This is a genomic window from Terriglobus sp. YAF25, assembly GCF_052113305.1.
In the GTDB taxonomy this organism is placed as follows: Bacteria; Acidobacteriota; Terriglobia; order Terriglobales; family Acidobacteriaceae; genus Terriglobus.
Genome location: NZ_JBFRCY010000005.1, coordinates 1 through 17,605, shown reverse-complemented (window position 1 = coordinate 17,605; position 17,605 = coordinate 1). Strand labels below are relative to the sequence as shown.

12 protein-coding genes are annotated in these 17,605 nt (G+C 58.9%); 2 read left to right on the top strand and 10 right to left on the bottom strand.

Annotated elements, in window-relative coordinates:
• Positions 1 to 337, bottom strand: a 337-nt coding sequence (locus AB4043_RS00475; protein ID WP_442306313.1) for a BlaI/MecI/CopY family transcriptional regulator, incomplete at its 3' end; no start/stop codon positions are given.
• A gap of 596 nt (positions 338 to 933) precedes the next feature.
• Here AB4043_RS00475 and AB4043_RS00470 point away from each other — a divergent pair.
• Entirely contained in the window at positions 934 to 1,887 is a 954-nt protein-coding gene (locus AB4043_RS00470) for an aldose epimerase family protein (protein WP_442306312.1), read from the top strand.
• Positions 1,888 to 1,895: 8 nt separating this feature from the next.
• Here AB4043_RS00470 and AB4043_RS00465 read toward each other — a convergent pair whose 3' ends face one another.
• From AB4043_RS00465 to AB4043_RS00455, 3 genes are all read right to left on the bottom strand, one after another.
• Entirely contained in the window at positions 1,896 to 2,993 is a 1,098-nt protein-coding gene (locus tag AB4043_RS00465; RefSeq protein WP_442301220.1) for a LacI family DNA-binding transcriptional regulator, read from the bottom strand.
• A gap of 69 nt (positions 2,994 to 3,062) precedes the next feature.
• Positions 3,063 to 4,493: a sugar porter family MFS transporter gene (locus tag AB4043_RS00460; RefSeq protein WP_442301221.1), complete on the bottom strand. Its 1,431-nt coding sequence runs from the start codon at positions 4,491 to 4,493 to the stop codon at positions 3,063 to 3,065.
• A complete protein-coding gene (locus tag AB4043_RS00455; protein WP_442306311.1) occupies positions 4,478 to 7,873 on the bottom strand; it encodes a DUF5107 domain-containing protein in 3,396 nt (1,131 codons plus the stop codon). Before AB4043_RS00455 ends, AB4043_RS00460 begins: the two co-directional genes overlap by 16 nt.
• A 480-nt stretch (positions 7,874 to 8,353) precedes the next feature.
• On the opposite strand from AB4043_RS00455, the gene AB4043_RS00450 reads away from it, so the two are divergent.
• Positions 8,354 to 8,533: a hypothetical protein gene (locus tag AB4043_RS00450; protein ID WP_442301223.1), complete on the top strand. Its 180-nt coding sequence runs from the start codon at positions 8,354 to 8,356 to the stop codon at positions 8,531 to 8,533.
• Positions 8,534 to 8,564: 31 nt separating this feature from the next.
• On the opposite strand, the gene AB4043_RS00445 is transcribed toward AB4043_RS00450, so the two are convergent.
• From AB4043_RS00445 to AB4043_RS00420, 6 genes are all read right to left on the bottom strand, one after another.
• A complete protein-coding gene (locus tag AB4043_RS00445) occupies positions 8,565 to 11,981 on the bottom strand; it encodes a UvrD-helicase domain-containing protein (RefSeq protein WP_442301224.1) in 3,417 nt (1,138 codons plus the stop codon).
• On the bottom strand, positions 11,974 to 14,613 hold the full coding sequence (locus tag AB4043_RS00440) for a PD-(D/E)XK nuclease family protein (protein WP_442306310.1): 2,640 nt from the start codon (positions 14,611 to 14,613) through the stop codon (positions 11,974 to 11,976). Before AB4043_RS00440 ends, AB4043_RS00445 begins: the two co-directional genes overlap by 8 nt.
• Positions 14,614 to 14,866: 253 nt before the next feature.
• Entirely contained in the window at positions 14,867 to 15,436 is a 570-nt protein-coding gene (locus AB4043_RS00435) for a YkgJ family cysteine cluster protein (protein WP_442301226.1), read from the bottom strand.
• Positions 15,437 to 15,508: 72 nt separating this feature from the next.
• The gene (locus tag AB4043_RS00430) at positions 15,509 to 16,186 is read right to left on the bottom strand and encodes a glycoside hydrolase family 28 protein (RefSeq protein ID WP_442306314.1); all 678 of its coding nucleotides are present in this window, start codon (positions 16,184 to 16,186) and stop codon (positions 15,509 to 15,511) included.
• The gene (locus AB4043_RS00425; RefSeq protein WP_442306309.1) at positions 16,092 to 16,583 is read right to left on the bottom strand and encodes a glycosyl hydrolase family 28-related protein; all 492 of its coding nucleotides are present in this window, start codon (positions 16,581 to 16,583) and stop codon (positions 16,092 to 16,094) included. Before AB4043_RS00425 ends, AB4043_RS00430 begins: the two co-directional genes overlap by 95 nt.
• Positions 16,584 to 16,771: 188 nt before the next feature.
• The coding region (locus tag AB4043_RS00420) for a phospholipase D-like domain-containing protein (RefSeq protein WP_442306308.1) at positions 16,772 to 17,605 on the bottom strand (834 nt) is incomplete at its 5' end.

Genomic DNA, 17,605 nt, shown 5'->3' with positions numbered 1-17,605 from the left:
CTTCCGCGCTGACCTGGCCGTCTCCCAGCACCGCAAGCATCAGCTTTTCGCGGCTGTTTTCGAAGAAGCGGCCGATCACATGGCGCACTTCGCTCTGCTGGGCATCGTGTTCGGCGACCACCGCTGTATAGAGGAAGGCACGGCCGTCTTGACGGTGCTCGACGTAACCCTTGGATTCGAGGATGCGAATCGTCGTCAGGACGGAGTTGTAGGCCAGCCGCCCATCGGCAGGCATGGCCGAGACAAGATCCTGAACGGAGCATTCGCCTAGCCGCCACAGCAGGCGCATCAGCCGGAGTTCGGCCTCGGTGAGCGTATTGGAGCGGCGTGGCGGCATAGCGTCTCAGAGAGATGGACGGGCAACTAATGTTTTAGTTAGCACCGGGAGAAAATTCTCAGGCCGCCGGCATCGGAGAGCCAAAAGTGCTTCTGACTAAGCCGTTTGGCCGAACAGGCTGCGCCTGACGGCCGCTTCCAGTTCCTTCGTATCTATCGGAGGGGTCTCAATCTTTACGCTCGGAGCGGAGACAGGAGACGGTTTTGAGACGAAGACCGGGCGATCGGGGATCGCCGAAGCCAAAGCTCGAGGTGACTCGACGGGGGACTTGCGCCGGGGAGTATAGGTCCGCTTTTCTTTTGGAGGCAGTACGATCACCGGCGGTTCACTCCGAGGGGAGGTCCGTTTCTTCGAGGATGTCTTACGAGCTGTCTTGGGTTCTACGTCAAGCGTATTGGACAAATTCTCGACGAAATCGCGGATATGGCGAAGCCGTTCTAATTCTGTATCGATTTCGCAAATGATCCAGTCAATGTCCATATCTTAAGAATAGCCGACGATTGGGTATGTTTTGCTGTGTTGATTGTTGATCGGCAATTTAGAAGTAATCCAAAGGTAATTGGATTCACTCCCGCCTGTGAAGGATACTTGACGGCGTGGGTCTCCATCGCAAAACAATTGCCCTGACAAACAGCTCGCTTTCGGTGAGTATCGCACCGGAAGAGGGTGGCCGCATCAGATCTCTGGTTTCGCAGAGCAGCGGGATTGAGTTCCTTACGCAGTCAACGAATGAGAATCTCCGCCTGAAGCCGGGCTACGATGCACAATTCCAGCATGGCGCTTGTGCAGGAATCGAAGAGTGTCTTCCGACGGTAGGTATTTGTGACGACACAACCGCAGGTGGCCCCGTTCCCGACCACGGCGATTTCTGGCAGCTCCGCTGGAAGGTGACCGCACAATCGGCAGACCATGTCGCTCTCGCGGCGAATGGGTTCAGCCGCCCTCTGTCATTCCAGAAGGCGATCTCGCTGCAGGTGAGCGGCCTCTCCATTCACTATCGTGTTCAGAACGTCGGCCAGAGTGATACTTCGTTCCTGTACGCCTGCCATCCTCTCTTTGCGATCGAGCCTGGCGACCGGATCGTGCTGCCGCCTGAGGCGAAAACGTTGCAGTTGACCTACTCCCGCGCAGGAAGAATGSGACAGCCCGGCGATCAGGTCACTTGGCCCGGCAACGGAATCGACACCGTTCTTCCTGCAGAAACAGGAGAAGCAGAGATGCTCTACACCGATACATTGAGCACAGGCCGCTGCGGCCTGTACCGATCGGAAGGGAAGCAAGGGCTGATCCTTTCGTTCTCCCCGCTCGCGATGCCGTATCTCGGTCTCTGGTTCTGTTACGGAGGATGGCCCGGTGGATCGGCGCCTCAGCAATACGCGGTTGCTCTGGAACCGACCACAGCTCCATGCGGCACCTTGAAACAGGCACAGGAGCAAGGACTCGCTTTCCAACTAGCGCCCGGGGAGGATTTCGCATGGGATTTGGGAATCCATCTGACGCCCACAGGAATCACGTGGGAGGCATTCCGGAAATCAATCCAAGAAAGATAGGCGGTTTTCTATTTCAGGCTACCGGACTCAAGCTCACTCTCGTCCTCTGTCTCAGAGATGCGGCCGGCAAACAGCGGTAAATTGCTGCGCAACACGATGTGAGGTGCGAGCTGTACGACCGGAGACTCAAGACTGCCGCGGGTGAGGTAGGTTACGAGGTTCTCAAAGGCCACCTTGCCCTGCGTGAAGGGGCGTTGATAAAGCGTCGCCAGAACCTTGTTGGATTTAATAAGCGTTGCAAGCTCCTGGAACAGATCGGTTGCAACCACCTGGACTTTGCCCAGCAGCCCAAGCTCTTCCAGCGCTTCGATGACGGCGATGCTGTTGGCCGTGCTGAGATATAGCCCCTCAGGGTGACCCTTCTGACGCATCAGCGCGAGCGCCTGCCGGTAAGCCTCCTTAGGTTTTTCGTGACTTTCGAGCGTGGGCATAAGTGTTAGATGGGGCGCCTGGATGGCCAGCGTTGCCGCAAATCCGCTCAGCTTTTCCGCATGATCCAGCGTGGACAGCTCTCCTGTAAGAATGGCCACATTGGCTTTGTGCGGCAGCTTATGAGCCAGCAACTCCGCCGCAATCGAGCCGCTGATATAGGCATGTGCGGAGACGGACCCGATGCGTCCAGTATCGGGAGCATCGCTGCCGACACACATCATCGGCGTGCCCCCTCGTGAGATCTTACGAATCAGTGGACTGAATCGCTGAATGTCTCCCGGAAGAAAGATCAGCCCGTCATACTTCCGGGCATGCGCCGCTTCAAGCGCCTCAACATCGCCGCTGCCAATGCGGGGGTACTCATGAAACTCGAGGGAGATCTGGGAACCCATTGCCGCATTCGCGGCGGCGCGGATGCCTGCGCGCAACGGATCGAAGAAGTAGGAGATGTGTTTTGGCAGAACAACACCGATCGAGATGCGGCGGTTCAGCTTCAATGCCTGTGCCGCGAGATTGGGCTTGTACCCCATCTGCTCGGCCATCTTGAGAACGCGAGCTTTTGTCTTTTCACTTACACCGCGACGTCCATGAAGGGCACGGTCCACGGTTCCGATCGAAATGCTCAGAGCCTCGGCAATATCTTTAATGCTGATACTCTTCGGTTCATCGTTCATGCGGGCTTTGATCCATTCCTCGAAATACGGGTTATTCTCACTGAAAACCGGCGTCTCTGTCCGCGTCGTTTAACCCTGCAAGACGCCTGCCTCAATCTCCTCAAGACTGCGGCCCTTGGTCTCCGTAACCGAAGTCGCAACCAGAATGCCCCCGAGGATACAGATTGCGCCGTACCCCGCGAAGACCCACGCTGTACCCAAACGGCGATTGAGGATGGGGAAACTGTAGGTCAGGGCAAAAGAAGCGATCCACAATGCACTGACGGCGATGGAGACACCTTGAGCTCGAACGCGTTGGGGAAAGATCTCAGAGATCAGAACCCAGGTCACAGGAGCAAGTGTCAGCGCGTAGCAGCCAATCGCGCTCAGGGTAAGTACAAGGACTGCGATTCCGCCCATACCGGCTCGATACGCAATCGCGCACAGAATATGAGAGACGGCGATTCCTGCGCAGCCGAAGATCATCAGCTTACGTCTCCCTATCCTGTCGATCAGGAAGACGGCTGCGATAGTAAAGATCAGATTGATGGTTCCGGTGATGACGATGTTGAGGAAGATGTCGTTGGCGCCGTAGCCGGCGTTGCGGTAGACCTCCGCCGCATAGTTGAAAAGCACATTGATCCCCGTCCATTGCTGCAGGACGGCCAGGGCGATCCCCACAAGCAGAATGCGACGGACAGCGGGAACCGCCAGCTCTTGCCAGAGGCTGGTCGCAACCTTTTGTTCCAGATGCAGTGTGCGGTCAATATTAGCTAACTCCGCCTGCGCATAGGCCTTGCCRCCCACTCGCTGAAGCGTATGTCGGGCATCGTCTTGCCGGCCGCGGGCGGCAAGCCAGCGTGGGCTCTCTGGAAGCCATAACGAGGCGAACGCGAAGATGGCGGATGGAATCACGAGCGCGATGAACATCCAGCGCCATCCGTACTGCACATTCCATGACGAGAAAAGCATGTCCATGGAGGCATGTTCCGGGATGGGCTTCGCCAAGAGCCAATTGATGAGCTGAGCAAGCAGGATTCCTACGACGATCGCAAACTGATTCAGGCTGACCAGTCGCCCGCGGAGCGAGGAAGGGCTCACCTCGGCAATATAAAGAGGCGACACATTGGAGCTGAGCCCAATCGCGATGCCTCCTGTAATTCTCCACACAATGAAGCTCGTAAACGTATATGCCCAGCCTGTCAGGATGGAAGAAACCGCGAACAGCAGCGCGGCGATCAGAAGGACGGGCTTTCTTCCAAAGCGATCCGCAAGCGAGCCTGCAATCAAAGAGCCGGCAAGACAGCCCACCAGGGCACAACTGTTCGCCCATCCCACAAGATTGGCGGAGGTGAGATGAAAGTAAATCTCATAGAACTCTCGCGCGCCGCCAATCACCACCCAGTCATAGCCGAAGAGCAGGCCGCCCAGCGCTGCGACGATGGCGATACCCCACACATACGTCGTCTTCTCTGCTTCGACAGAACTTCCTGTCGTGGCAACCTCTATCGGACCGTGCATGATTCACCCATAAGCAGCCTGCGCATATCGATGGCTCCGCTATGACTGCGGTCCATGAACTCTACCTGTTCAAGTAGTTCCATCGCGCGTTGCCGCTCTCCTAATCCGAATGCCGCTTGTGCTTTGAGGAAGAGTGCTGTGATCGTCTGGCGCTCTTTCAGATCGATCTCGAACAGCAGCATTGCCGGCAATGATGTTGCGAAATAGTCGATCTTCGGTGTCTGGTGCTCCATCGCGGATGCGTATGTCTCAATTTTGCGGAAAAGGTTGGTTGCTTCCTGTTCCTGTCCGAGTTGCCGCAACGCCATCGCACTCCAGTACGTCATCTCGGAGACGGGCTGTACCTGCATCTGCTGGAAGTCGCCTGTGTATCGTGCCGCGCGTGACCAGGATTCCCGGGCTCTCTCCATGTTGCCGATCGCGGCATAGACAACTCCGTACCAGTAGTCGATCATGCTGAGATTCATGAGCAGATGSTTGGCTTCGCTGAGGTTGCGGGGAGGGGAACCGGCGGCGTGGAGAAGCTCCAGAGCCCTCTGCGGTTCTGCAGGGAGCGCATCCTGTGCCAGCAGCACGTTCGCGCGGACATACTCTGAGAGCACCAGCCCCTCCCCACCCTCCCAGGGCTGGAACTGTCTTTGGCGAAGAATGCGAAGCGCTTGCTCAGGTCTGCCGAGACTGTTGTGCAGCGAAGCCAACTCTACCGAGAGATCGTCGCGCCTCTCGACCAGGCCGTGTTCCTTCAATAGCGACTTTGCCCGATCCTCAAGAGCGACTCCGGTTCTCTTGCGAAGCTGATCCAGTTCGTAGAGAAGCCGAGCATCCGCCGGGGCGCACTGACGGGCACGCCCAAACGCCTCAAGAGCTTTAGAACTGTCGGAGAGAATATTGAAGTAAGCGATGCCGAGATTCCGCCATGCAACGGGAAAATCAGGACACGCGGCTACGCTCTGTTCCCAGCAGGCGATGGCTTCGCGATGCCTCCGGCGATCGTATAAAAGATTGCCCAGCGCATATGCCGCGCGTGCGTCTTTTGGATTGACCTCCAAAGCCTGCTCAAGAACGACCAACTCTTCCAGGCGATTGGGAAAGAGATAGTCTGGGTTTCGCTCTGAAGCGCGGCCATATGCTTCAGTGCTCTCGCTTACGCGTCCCGTCAGCCGCAGGACATCGGCGCGCGCATACCTCACCATTGTGGACGGAGAGTCGGCAGGCAGCGCCTGAAGAGCTTCCTCGAAGAGTCCGGCGCGCGTGAGATCGAAACCGAGATCAAGCTGCATCTGGGGATTGGTGGGTATCTCCCCATGCCTCAGGAAACGGCCGAAGACCTCGAGAGGATCGAGCGCCTGAGTTTGATCCAGAAGTCGCTGCGCCTCCTCGCTTCTACCCAGACGCTTCAGCACGACCGCTTTGAGATTGCGTGCAGAGAGATTGTCTGCGTCTGCGCCGAGCGATCGGTCGAGGTGATCGAGAGCCTTCGGCCATTCTCCGCGTGCGCAATCAATCTCTGCGAGACGGTGATATCCCGGTCCACGCCAGGCTGCGTTCCACGTGCTTTTATAGAAGGCATCGTACGCTTCGGCAATCCGCTGCTGGTAACGCAGAGTAAGTCCCAGGTTGTAGTACGGCTCTCCATCGTACGGATTGGGGTTGCGCCGGGTCAGGCGAGCGATAGCGGTGCGCAGATACTGCTCGGCCTTTTCGAATTCGCCCCGCCGCAGATGCCAACGACCCAGCATATGGTTGCAGCGGCTGTCGCCGGCATCGCGGCGGATGGCTTCAAGCCAGTAAGTCTCAGGACCGCGCGTGGGATGGCGGTATTGTTCTAGATGAAGACCGGTAAGGAACAGTTCATCCGCACTCTCGACATCCTGCGGTAGCGGCGGCTCGGTCGCCACCTCGGGAGCCTGAACCGGAACCGTTTCGTCAGGGACATAGCGCAGCAGCGTCACATCTCCCGCAATCACACTGACCTCAAGGCCCTGCAATGAACCGCTGTGCTCGAATCGTCCGGACCATGTCGTCTCCGGCGTCAGATCACCTGACCAACGGCCGAACTCGCGTTTCGCTGTCCGTGCGATGACGGTGCAACCCTCTTTCGCTGAGGTCAACTGAACGTGCACGGTGATCGCTTCAGGATCGCGCTCGACACGGAGCGCTCCATCGACGTTCGCCAGGTTCGGAACGCCGATCTCCCCGATGGGATACCAGAACTGGCTGAAGGCCTTGGTCTCGCCCGGCGCAAGGAAGGAGAAGTCAGGTTGATTGTCCGTGTAGGCACCGGACATGAGCTCAACATAAGGACCATCGTCGTCCGTCAAACTGCGGTCCCAGGCATAGCCAAACTCATGATTGCCCCAGGTCCACTGCTTCTTGCCCGGAGCTACATGGTGGTTCGCGACAGCCACAGTCCCTGCCTTGCGCGCATGGTCATAGCCACCAAAGAAGTCGCCCTGCGAGCCAACGATCATGTAGCTCGTCGGCACGGGGATATTGGCATACCAGCCGAGATCATTTGCAGGGTAGGAGCCGTCGGGCACAAAGCAGGGCGGCATCTCCTCCAGAGGAACACCCTCAAGCGCGCGCTGCTTGTAGTCCACGCCGTAGTACGTTCCCTGGCTGCGCGGATATTCCGTCACGGCCCGCTTCGCATGGTCCGCGACGAAGCGTACATCCTCCGGGAAGAACGACTGGTACTTTTCATGGACCCTGGTGGCGACGTTGGCCCACCAGAGAAAGGTCTGCGTATCCTGCGTCCGGTTATATAAGCGAACCTTTACTTCCACCACTGCAGACCCCGTCCGCAGGCAGATGCCATGCATGCCCTTCAAGTGAGACATCGGGTCATGGTCGGAACACCAGACCGTAATGCTGTCGTCTGGCGCACGCTCCACGCTGACTTCCAGGGGCATGAAGGTGGCAGGGCGATGATGCTGCGGCCAGTTGAATTCCACTCCGCCTGAGATCCATGGCCCCGCCAGTCCCACCAGCGCCGGCTTGATCACATTCTGGCGATAGAAGAAGTCGTATCCCGTCCTCTTATCGAGACCGACGTGGATCCGCCCGCCGATCTCAGGCATCACCATCAGGCGCAGGTACTCGTTTTCGAGATGGACCGCCTGCCATGTTTTTGATCCCGGCTCCGTGGCAATACAGTCGATCACCGGCAGTGGATAGACCCGCCCGCTGCTGCCCTGGTAGATACGCTTCTCCAGGAAGAGGGGATTCTTGTCAGGCGCCGCAGGCTTATACGTGAGTATGGTGACAGGCTCGTTCCAGACCTTTACCGGGCCAGTCTCAGAGCTGGGCGCTTCTGGCAGAACCAAATGTGACAGGGAGTGTGGCGCCAGTTTCTGGTCTGCGATGGACTCGTGAGCCATAACAATTACCCCGTGGAAAGTTACCCGATATTTTTGTAGGAGCGCAAAGTTTCCGTGAACGTTACCGTATTGCAGGAGATATAAGTGTTCACAGCCTGCCAATATAAAATCGTGTACGATAACGTTTTGTCAATCCAGTTGCTTTTAATAGTTGACCCGCCGGGAGAGCCCAAAAGGCGAAGCGCCGGCATCGCCGACTAGAGCATTTCTCCTGTAGGTGTAGTGTAGGGATTCCGTATCTATGGGCGTTTTCCGCAATGAAAACGCCGCTGTACTCCCCTTCCGGACTACCCAGCAACAGGAGAAATGCTCTAGTAGGACCTTCTATCCTCCGGGAACCACGGCCGTCTTGAGCCTCAAAAAATAGTACGAAATAAAAAACTAAAGCCCGGAGCGAAGCCGCCGATACTCTAAGTAATCGGTAACGTTACGGGTTGGAACGATTCCGGTAGAAAAACGTTTCAAAAGAAAGATCAAGATATGGCAGCCAGATACGAAGTTCACATGACGGTAGGGGAGTACATCGCACGATTGCTCGACGCCGAAGCCAGCCAAATGCCTCCTGCGGACCATCGCGAGGCAGAGCAGTTGCGGGATCTGGCGCGCATGCACCGTCAAATCAAGGACGCAAAGTCGGTGCGTATCAGCGCCGCTGCCTGATGAAAGCCCAGTGTCTACTCCGCCCGTCACTCTACTCTGCCTGCCAATAAATAAGGGCGGGCAGTAGCGGGAAGTGCAGAGCCAGAATGATCGGCGTCTCTGCCCCCAACTGCGCACGTTTCGTCTGGGCATACTCCACCATTTTGGGCGCATACAGCTTTTTCTGGGCAGTAAGGAAGGCGGCCACGTCGCCGCCCGAGTTTTCAGAGGATTTGAAGTCCACGATCCAGAGCGTCCCTTCCCCTGAAACTAACGGAGCATTACCGGCAAAGAACGTGCGGTCGGTACGGAGATGTCTGCCAGTCTCGTCTTCCAGGGCAGACTCGCTTGCCGCTGCAATGTGCGGCTCCAGCAGCCAGCGGCCTTCAGGATCCAGCAGCATGTTTTCCAGGGCTCTCACTACCTGCTGAGTCTGATGCGGCAGGTCTCCCGGTGCAATGCCCTCTGTACGCAGCAGAGCGTGGGCCCGCGGATGCCACTGAGTGACATCCGGTTCCTCTCCTCTGGCGATGGCGTTTGCCATGGACTCGACAAGCAGATGAACCACATTGCCGAAGGCCCTTGCTTCAATACCGCCCTGAGGACGTTGGTAGCTCGGCTCCGGTGATATCCCCGGCTTATCTGGCCGGGCCAGCCACTCCATCGGATTCAATGCCGCAGGCAGCCGAAAGAGTCCGCCTCCAGCGTCGCGATAAGGAATCTCCAGTTCTATTTCTTCGGGCACTGGGAAGGGAAGCTCAGGAGCCAAGACCGGAGCAAAGTGCCCATGCGCCGCCGGCCAGGCAGCCTGAAGCAGGGTCCCGGCGTGGGGCTCGACCGTATTCTTCGCGCTCGTATGTGCCAGCGCGAACAGATGCAGGTGACGCCTTGCCCGGGTTGAAGCAACATAGAAAAGTCGTTTTCTTTCAGATGTTTCTCGTTGATTGTGAATGTTTTTGATCCAGGATGTGAGAGCATCCTTTTCCTCCTCCCGAGGCGCAATTGGTGAGAGCAGTACCAGGTGGCTGTTCGATTCGAGCTCCAGCCATGAGAGCGCTCGCGAGCCGGTGATGCCCGATCTCCGCTCCAGTGCGGGCACGAAGACAACATCCCACTCCAGTCCCTTGGACTTATGGATCGTCAGCAGGTCGACCGCGTCAGGCCGGTGTTCTGGCGTGGCGTAGAGCTTTTGTAACCGGTCGGGGAGCGTCGCCAAAGAAGCCCCTGTCGATTCCAGGTTGTCGAGCAGGCGGAAGAAGGCCTCCGCGTTGGTCAGCGCTTCGGGCGTGAGGCCGACGTCTCCGCCCAGTGACCTCCATGCTCTCTCGACCCAGCAGGCGGTGGATTGGGTCCCACGTTCCGCGCCGGCGGCCTGCAGTACCTCCCACGTCCGCCGGGCGCGAGCAGTTGCGTCAGGGGCCAGGAGCGCGATCCGCTCAGCCAGCAGCCGGGGAACGGGCATATGCCGCCAGGCGTGGTCGTCCTGCCCGGCCAGCAGGTGCATCTCGGCCAGCGACAGCCCGCACCACGGAGCCCGCAGTACGGCGAACCATGCGGGGCGATCCGCCGGGTGCAACAGGGCTCGTGTCAGGGCCAACAGATCCAGGACCTCGATACGCTCCGCCAGCGAATCGATCTCGACTGCGCGGTAGGGGATACCTTCGGCACGGAAGGCCGCGATGATCTCCAGCAGGTGTTTGCGATCGCGGACGAGCACGGCCTTCGACCCGGCCTCGTCCTTTGCCAGGGCTGCAATCTCCCTGGCGAAGGCGCGGGTCTGTTGCCGGGCCTCGCGCTTGCCCTCCGGCGAGAGCTGGGTTGCGGCGCTTACCCAGGCATGCCAACGGAAGGGGTCCTTGCCGCTGGCCTCCAGATGAGGCGCCGCCTCTGTGTAGGCAATCGGGTCGTCCGCGAAGATCGGTGTGAAGTGGCGGTTGAACTCCTTGACCAGATGATGCTGGGATCGGAAGTTTGTCGTGAGCTGGGCCACCTCCAACGGGATGGTTCCCAGCTTCTTCGTCTGCATCGTCTCGAGGAAGCGCTCCACCCGGGCCTGGCGAAAGAGATAGATGGATTGTTTCGGATCTCCGACGAGAAAGAGCGTCTGGCTGACACCGTCCCACCCTTCCGTCAGCTTCTCCAGCAGGTCGTACTGCGAGGTGGAGGTGTCCTGCATCTCGTCCACCAGAAGATGCTGCAGCCGCATGCCAAGCCCGGCAGCCAGTGAAGCTGCCTCGGCATCCTGATCCAGCGCGGCGCGCGCCGCCAGCGAGAGCTCGGAAAAGTCACACTGTCCGCGCTCGGCGAAGAGCAGCCTCAGCTCTACCATCGCCGCCCGCAGCAGGCGGAAGAGAGCCTTTGCCACCTGCCACTGATCGTCGGGATAGGCCGCGTCGGGAAGACGCAGCACCGCTTTGAACTGAGGCAGCAGGGCATCGTTCCGCGAGACATCCGCAAGGAGGTACTGGAACTGCTGCTGGAGCGGCTTCGAAGCGGCCACCTTCATGTTCTTCCGGTTAAAGGTCGAGCCCGAGCGCCACGCCTTACCCTCGCCTGTCGTGAACATGGTGGCGAAGGTCTTCCAGTGCTCGATAGCATGCGGTAACGGTTCGGGATGCCCCGTGAGTCCGATGCAGAGAACATACGGATTAGGAATCGACTCATACGCCGGTTCATCACCAAAGGCAGCTGCCAGTCGAGCGATTCGGTGAGCCAGCTCGCTGCCAAGCATCTCCAGCAGTTTGCTCAGCTCTTGGCAGATCAGCCGTTCGATTGCTTCTTCCAGCCTGGGGCGAACCTCCGTATCCAGAGCTTCATCGGTCAGATCGCCTGTCAGCGGAACGATATGTCCCCACTGTTCTCGAAGGGCCAGCATCTCCGCCAGCAGCGACTCGCAGTCGGACAGATTGCCGTCGCGGTGCAGTAGCAACAGGCGGATGTCCTCATTGAGTACGGCATCTTCGCCGCCCAGCAGACGCAGCGTGCGCGACGCCGCCTCACGATAGAGTGCGGATGCATCATCGACGGGTTGTTGCAGCGCGCCGGCTCCGGCCAGCACGGGCAGTGCCCGGGCAAGTTCCGTGCAGACGGAATCGATGGTGCGGATATTCAGTCGTCCCGGATGTTCGAGCAGATGCCATTCAAACTGTGCATCGCGCTCCAGCACCTGCATCGCTGTGCGATGCACCTGTGCCTTGTGGTCCCACTCCTCCGCCTCAGGCTCCGGTCCAGATTGTGCGACCGCCAGCGCCCCCAGCACCCGAGCCTTCATCTCGGCCGTTGCTTTCCGCGTGAAGGTGATGGCGAGTACCTGCTCCGGCTGCTCCACAGAGGCATCGGCCAGCAGCTTCAGATAACGCAGAATCAGCAGGCCAGTCTTGCCGGAACCAGCGGGCGCCTCGACGAGCACGGACGCGCGCGTATTCAACGCCGCCTGGCGCTGAGCAAAATCCGCGGGCCGCTTACTCATCCTCATCCTCCGCGGTGTCTTCGTCGTCCCGGTCGAGGTTTGCAGGATTCAGACGGCAGAGAAGCCGCTGTTCGCAGAATTCGCAGGTCGTGGGATAGTTCTTCGGGTTTACCTCAGCGTGGCCGGCGTAGAACTCTTCGGCCAACCGCAGCAAGACATCCTTCCATCCGGCAAGGGTTTTGTCGAAGGGTTCCTTTGGCTGATGTTTGTTAGGCTTCGGCAGTACGCCCACGGCGCTCTGAAAGCCGGCGAGTTGTAACTCCTTACCGGTACGCAATGTGGCAAACGCAATTGCTGCAACCGGCTCTTCCGCAGGCAGCGATGCGTAAAGGGGAAGCTGCGGCTCATCCGGACGGTCGCCAAGCCACGACTTCGGCTTGGCCTGGCCGGTTTTGTAGTCGATGAGTACCAGCCCCTCTGTGGTGCGATCGATGCGGTCTGCGCGAAGGGTCAGCTCCAGTGGACCAAACGCGACATTTTCGCGCTTCTCTTCGACGCCGGCGACGGTGAAGTCACTCCGCTTCTTCTCGTACTCCAGCCACTGCAATATCAGCTTCCGCAGTCGCTCCCGCTGCACGCCCAGGTAGGCAAGGTTCCAGGAAGAGGCATCGGCGGCGATCTGTGYGAAGGCGTGGTCGATAGCCTCATCCACACGCGTCCCCAGTTCCGCAGCCGGCATAGCCTTCAAGGCTGCCTGACTGATGGCGTCCTTCCAGAAGTGCTCAAGTACCGCATGCGTCACATTGCCGCGGGAACGAGGAGTCAGGCCTGGAGAGTCATCGTTGATGGCACGGGTATGCAGGCGCCCCTCGGCAAAGGCGCGAAACGCACAGGCTGCCTGATTGCGCAGAAGACTGCTGCCGCCGCGTAACGCCCCATGTGGAACGGGGATTGGTTCCGTGTCGTCAACCGGCTCCAGCTTCACGTCAGGGGATGAGACCGGCTGTGGCACGGCGTCGATCTGTGGCAGGTGAGTAAAGAGTGGGGAGGGTAGTTGTTCTCCCTCGGCAAATTCGCGGGCATACGTCACCACCACCGTAGGAGCACTGGCAAGGATCCGGGCCGTGATGCGCTGTGCCTGAGCGATGTCGGTCGCGGCATCGGCTCCGGGCATAGCGTTGATGCGTTGCAGCGCGAAGGGCAGAAGAGGATGCGCCGAGACCGGTGCCGGCCACGCCGTGTTGGTCGCGTTCAGGAAGAAGATCGCATCGAAGGTGCTGCCGGCGGACTCAAGAGCACCCATGATCTGGATCGGCGCATCGAGCGAGCGCAGCGAGAACAGTGTGCTGTGCGCGGCCTGTTCCAGGGCGCCGAACATGTGGCTGAAGCTGTATGTTCCGCCCATGAAGTCGAGGCTTGTCAGGTCGTCGAGCAGTTCCTGCCAGCGTTCCATAAGCTGGAAACCGGCAGAGTCCAGCGTGCGGTCTCCTGGCCATCCGCAGGCCTCAAGCAGGGCATGAAGACTGGTGGACCACTGGGAGAAGCTGCGCGCGCGGGTGCTGGCGCGGCGAATACTCTGGAGCACCTCCTCCAGACGATCGAGCCGCGGAGCATTCCGCATCCGGATCAGTGAGAGCAGTCGGTCCGCCGAGAGCGTGGGTTCGACCAGAGCTTGTTCGTGCAGGACACGAGCATCGAAATCAGCACGCGCCAGCAACTCCTCTTCGCCTCCCTTGAGGAAAGCAGAGCGCAGGAGACTTGAAACTTCGTCGAGAGGCAGAGGCCGGTTGGTCCAGCGGATCAGCCGCAGGGCCGCAATGATTGCGGGCTGGTGGGCGAGTGGTGTGCCAAGCGTGAACTCAAAGGGCGCAGGAGCCGTGTTGCCGATACGGTTAAGCCAGGGAGCGGCCGTATTGCGGAAGGCGCGTTCGACGATCGACCGCTGCGACTGAAGGTCGGGCACAATGACGGCGATCCGGGCCGCAGGCTTCGCCGTATGTAGATCCCGCACCTGCTGCGCGAGGTAACGTAGTTCATCGTCCGGACTGTTGGCAGCATGGAGCGATGCCCGGGCGGTGATCGCGGCTGGTGGTGTCTCAGAGAAGGTGGTCTGTGCACGCAGTACATCCAGCAATGCCCGCTGCGCGGGCGTCAGGCCATCGAAGCCGTGCAGCAGATACTGCGGTGCAAGGCGGAGCTCGCTCGCCTTCTCGAGCAGAGCGCTTTCAAGCTCAGCCGAGGAGAGGCAGGCATCGGTGCGGCAAGTGCGTTCGAAGGCATGGAGCCAGCGAAGAAAAGCCTGCTGATCGGCATTCAGGTTGTGAACCTCAAGATTGCGTCGCGCACGATGGCGATGCAGCAGCGTGTGGGCGCGTTGCGCCAGCGGAGCCAGAGATCCTGCCGATTGCAGCGTGGAGAGCCGTTCATCGTCAGCGATGATCCCGCTCCACAGCTCCGACTCCTGCCACGGATTGAGTAGAAGCCGATGCTCATGACCATCAACAAGCAGCTGCTGCCAGAGAGTGTGCGTCCAGGCCGACCAGGGAAGAATGACTGGCGCCTGCCACACACGCAGGCCTTGCGCGCGCTGATGTCGTGCGTATTCGCGCGAAAGCGAACGGGCGGCACGTTGATTGCCGGTCAGAATTGTGGCGCCGCGCTGCAGCGCTTCCAGGATCGCGGTGAAAGGCACTGGATCTAGCTTAGATGTTTCCGATGACGTTGTTGCCGGCGCTCGTCTGTGGAGAACGTCTCCTGGAGTTTGTCATCCTGAGCGTAGCGAAGACCCGCGTTGCCGGCAGTGTTCGCAAGTCGCGATGAAAGCGCTGAAGGCCGGGGTGGAAAAGCGCGTTCTATACCAGCCTGGGCAACGCCCCAGGTCTAAGTGCAAGCGACTGATTGCGGGCTGAAGGTCCGCGCTATAGAGCCGTCGGAAGGAGCGGCACTTATTCTCGCAAAGCCCAGGCGATCAACGTCGGTCCGTGCTTGCCTGCCTGCTCTTCATACTCTTCATTGATTTCTTCTTCCAGAGACAGGAACGTCGGATCTACCTCTGCGGCGGCAATCTCCTCCGGCGTCGCTGTCGTAAAGCACAGCTCACACACGGCGAGACCATCGTCTTCAGTACGCATAGGAGGACCGAAGGTCCGGCAGGGGATTGGGCGAGCCTCGTAGAGATCGCAGGTGCCAGTCAACGGATCAAGCACCGGACAGGGTTCGTCGTTGGCAAACTCCTCAAAGGCAGGATCATCCGGATCGAGGATGCCGGTTGCCGGGTCCCCCGGAAAATTCGCGCTCAAGCGGGCAATAGCATCCTGTACGCGAGCATGGATCACAGCTCGCTTTGGAGACGCCTCAAAGGCGACGCGCAGGCGATGGGCATCGAGCTGCGAGATGGGAAAGACGCCAATGCAGCACTGATGGCAACCAGGATGGCAGGCAAGATGATGCCCCGCACGCTCAGCAGAGGAAGCCAGCGCTGCAGTGGTGATCTGAATGAGGTACTGATCGGTCACGGGGATTGCCTGTTCCCAGTTTAAAGCGAAAGGCCCGGCAGTGCCGGGCCTTGTTGGATGGATGGGACGGTTCTACTTCTTCGTCAGCTTGGCCGACGGCAGAACAGTAATTGCTTCGCCCTTCTCGGCCTTGACGGTGAAGTTCTCCGCCGTGACGGTGGCATCGCTGATGCGGAAGCCGACGCCACCCTCCAGGTGCACATTCTTCAACACCACATTCTTTACCGGCGACTCCGGCAGGCCGATGATGACGCCGGTGGTCTTGGCATTCGTGGCAGTGACGTTTTCAATGGTGATGTCGTGGAAGAGCGGCGTCAGGCGCGTTACCGGCTGGGCTGCATCACCCTCGGGCGGAAGCACCTTCGGGTAATACTCCGAGATTAGGATGGCCATACCCACGTTCTTGATATCGATGTCTTTGAAGACGATATTCGAGACGTCGGCTCCGCGATCGCGGTTGGCTTTGATGCGCAGCGCCTGATCGGTGCCATCGAAGTGGATACGTTCAGCACGGATGTTCTGCGCTCCTCCGGCGATCTCACTTCCAATCGAGAGTCCATGGCCATGCATGAAGGTGCAATCGGTGATGGTGATGTTCTTCGAAGGAGCATCCGGACCGGGTGAGTTCACCAGGCCGGACTTGATGGCGATATTGTCATCGCCCACATCGGCGTAGAGGTGATCGATGATCATATTCGAGGTCGAGAACGGATCGACCGCGTCGGAGTTCGGCGAGTGCTCCGGAGCCAGGATGCGAACGTTGCGGATGATGACATCGTCGCAGTAGTAGGGAACCACCGTTCTCTGCATGGTCAGACGAGATCAGCGACTGCCGGCCCGCTGCCCGCAGCACCTCCATCTTCGGATAGTCGTCGTGGTCCGCAGATCCCAGCAGCGTCGTGCCCTTCTCAACGCGGAAGGTGATGTTGCTCTTCAGTACCAGCGGGCCCGAGACAAAGGTTCCACCTGAGAGCACAACTGTGCCCTTCTTCGCGGAGCAGTCATCAATGGCCTTTTGAATCGCGGCAGTGTTTTTGGTCGCCCCATCAGCCTTCGCGCCGTACTGGGTCACATTGCAGACCGGGGTCGCATATGCGGCTCCCGTCATCAGAATTGGTAGGGCCAGGGCAAAGAGAGACTTCGACATGCGGATAAGACCACTTTCGGGGGAATGGGATGTTTCCGCAGAAATCCTACCGCTTCGGATAGGGAAGAGTCAATAAGTGGACGGACCAATTTTCCTAATCGAGCTGCGATACGAGGATGGGTTTTCCTCGGCACTCGTTGCTTGTCCTTGAGTGCATTGGGGTTTAGTGCTCCATGGAGTTCGGGGAGCTAACCTTGAGCTGCTTCACGACCCTGGTTGCATCCCGTAGCAAGCTCGAACGCCAGCCCCTGCCAAGTATGGTCACCGGCTTCTAATTTTCTACGGTTCTGTCTCGCGATCTCTCGGAATAGACAGAGCGCGCTCCGATCATCCATGCCGGATGTGTCCTTATCCAGATGCTCCTGCAAGAGCTCGCAGCGGAACGCGCGAACGGTACGTGGATCTGAGAAGGCGACATTCATTTCACCGTTTCCGAAGAGTGAAAAGCGGTGCAGATTGCACGATCCGACGGTAGCCCATTCGTCGTCGACCAACATCAGTTTGGAGTGAACGTAGACCGATTTGCGATTACCGTCAGCGCCTACTCCCGCAACACCGGCCAAGATAAAATTGGCGAAAATCCCGAACTTTACCAGAGATTTAAGAAAAGCGGGCAGCTCTCGCTGAGCCTGCACAGCGACTTCTGGATCGGAAGGCACAAGTAAAACCACTTCGACGCCTCGCGTGAGAGCCCGATGCAGACAATCCACAATTTCGGGCACGTCGATCTGCTGATTTTCAATATAGATGGAGCGGCGTGCAGCGAGGATAGCGGCACAATACTGTTCGAAATTTGATCGCTCACCCGACGCGATATCATACGGCGCCCCTTCCGGTGTTGCTCGTCCGTCAACATAACGTCCGGAATGCATCGTTCTTTGTATCTGCACAACCACCGCGCCGCGTTTAGCTGGAACACGATTTGGAAACTGCAAATTCACTTCGCAACCGGCCCCCCAGCGGCCTTGCTCTGACAATCTCTCACTTGCTTCGTTCCAGCGCTGTACAAAATTGTACAAAAT

Excerpts from the sequence above, each read along its gene's own strand:
- AB4043_RS00465 (WP_442301220.1), bottom strand. The coding sequence starts at position 2,993 with ATGAACGATGAACCGAAGAGTATCAGCATTAAAGATATTGCCGAGGCT.
- AB4043_RS00450 (WP_442301223.1), top strand. The coding sequence starts at position 8,354 with ATGGCAGCCAGATACGAAGTTCACATGACGGTAGGGGAGTACATCGCA.
- AB4043_RS00445 (WP_442301224.1), bottom strand. The coding sequence starts at position 11,981 with ATGAGTAAGCGGCCCGCGGATTTTGCTCAGCGCCAGGCGGCGTTGAAT.
- AB4043_RS00425 (WP_442306309.1), bottom strand. The coding sequence starts at position 16,583 with ATGTCGAAGTCTCTCTTTGCCCTGGCCCTACCAATTCTGATGACGGGA.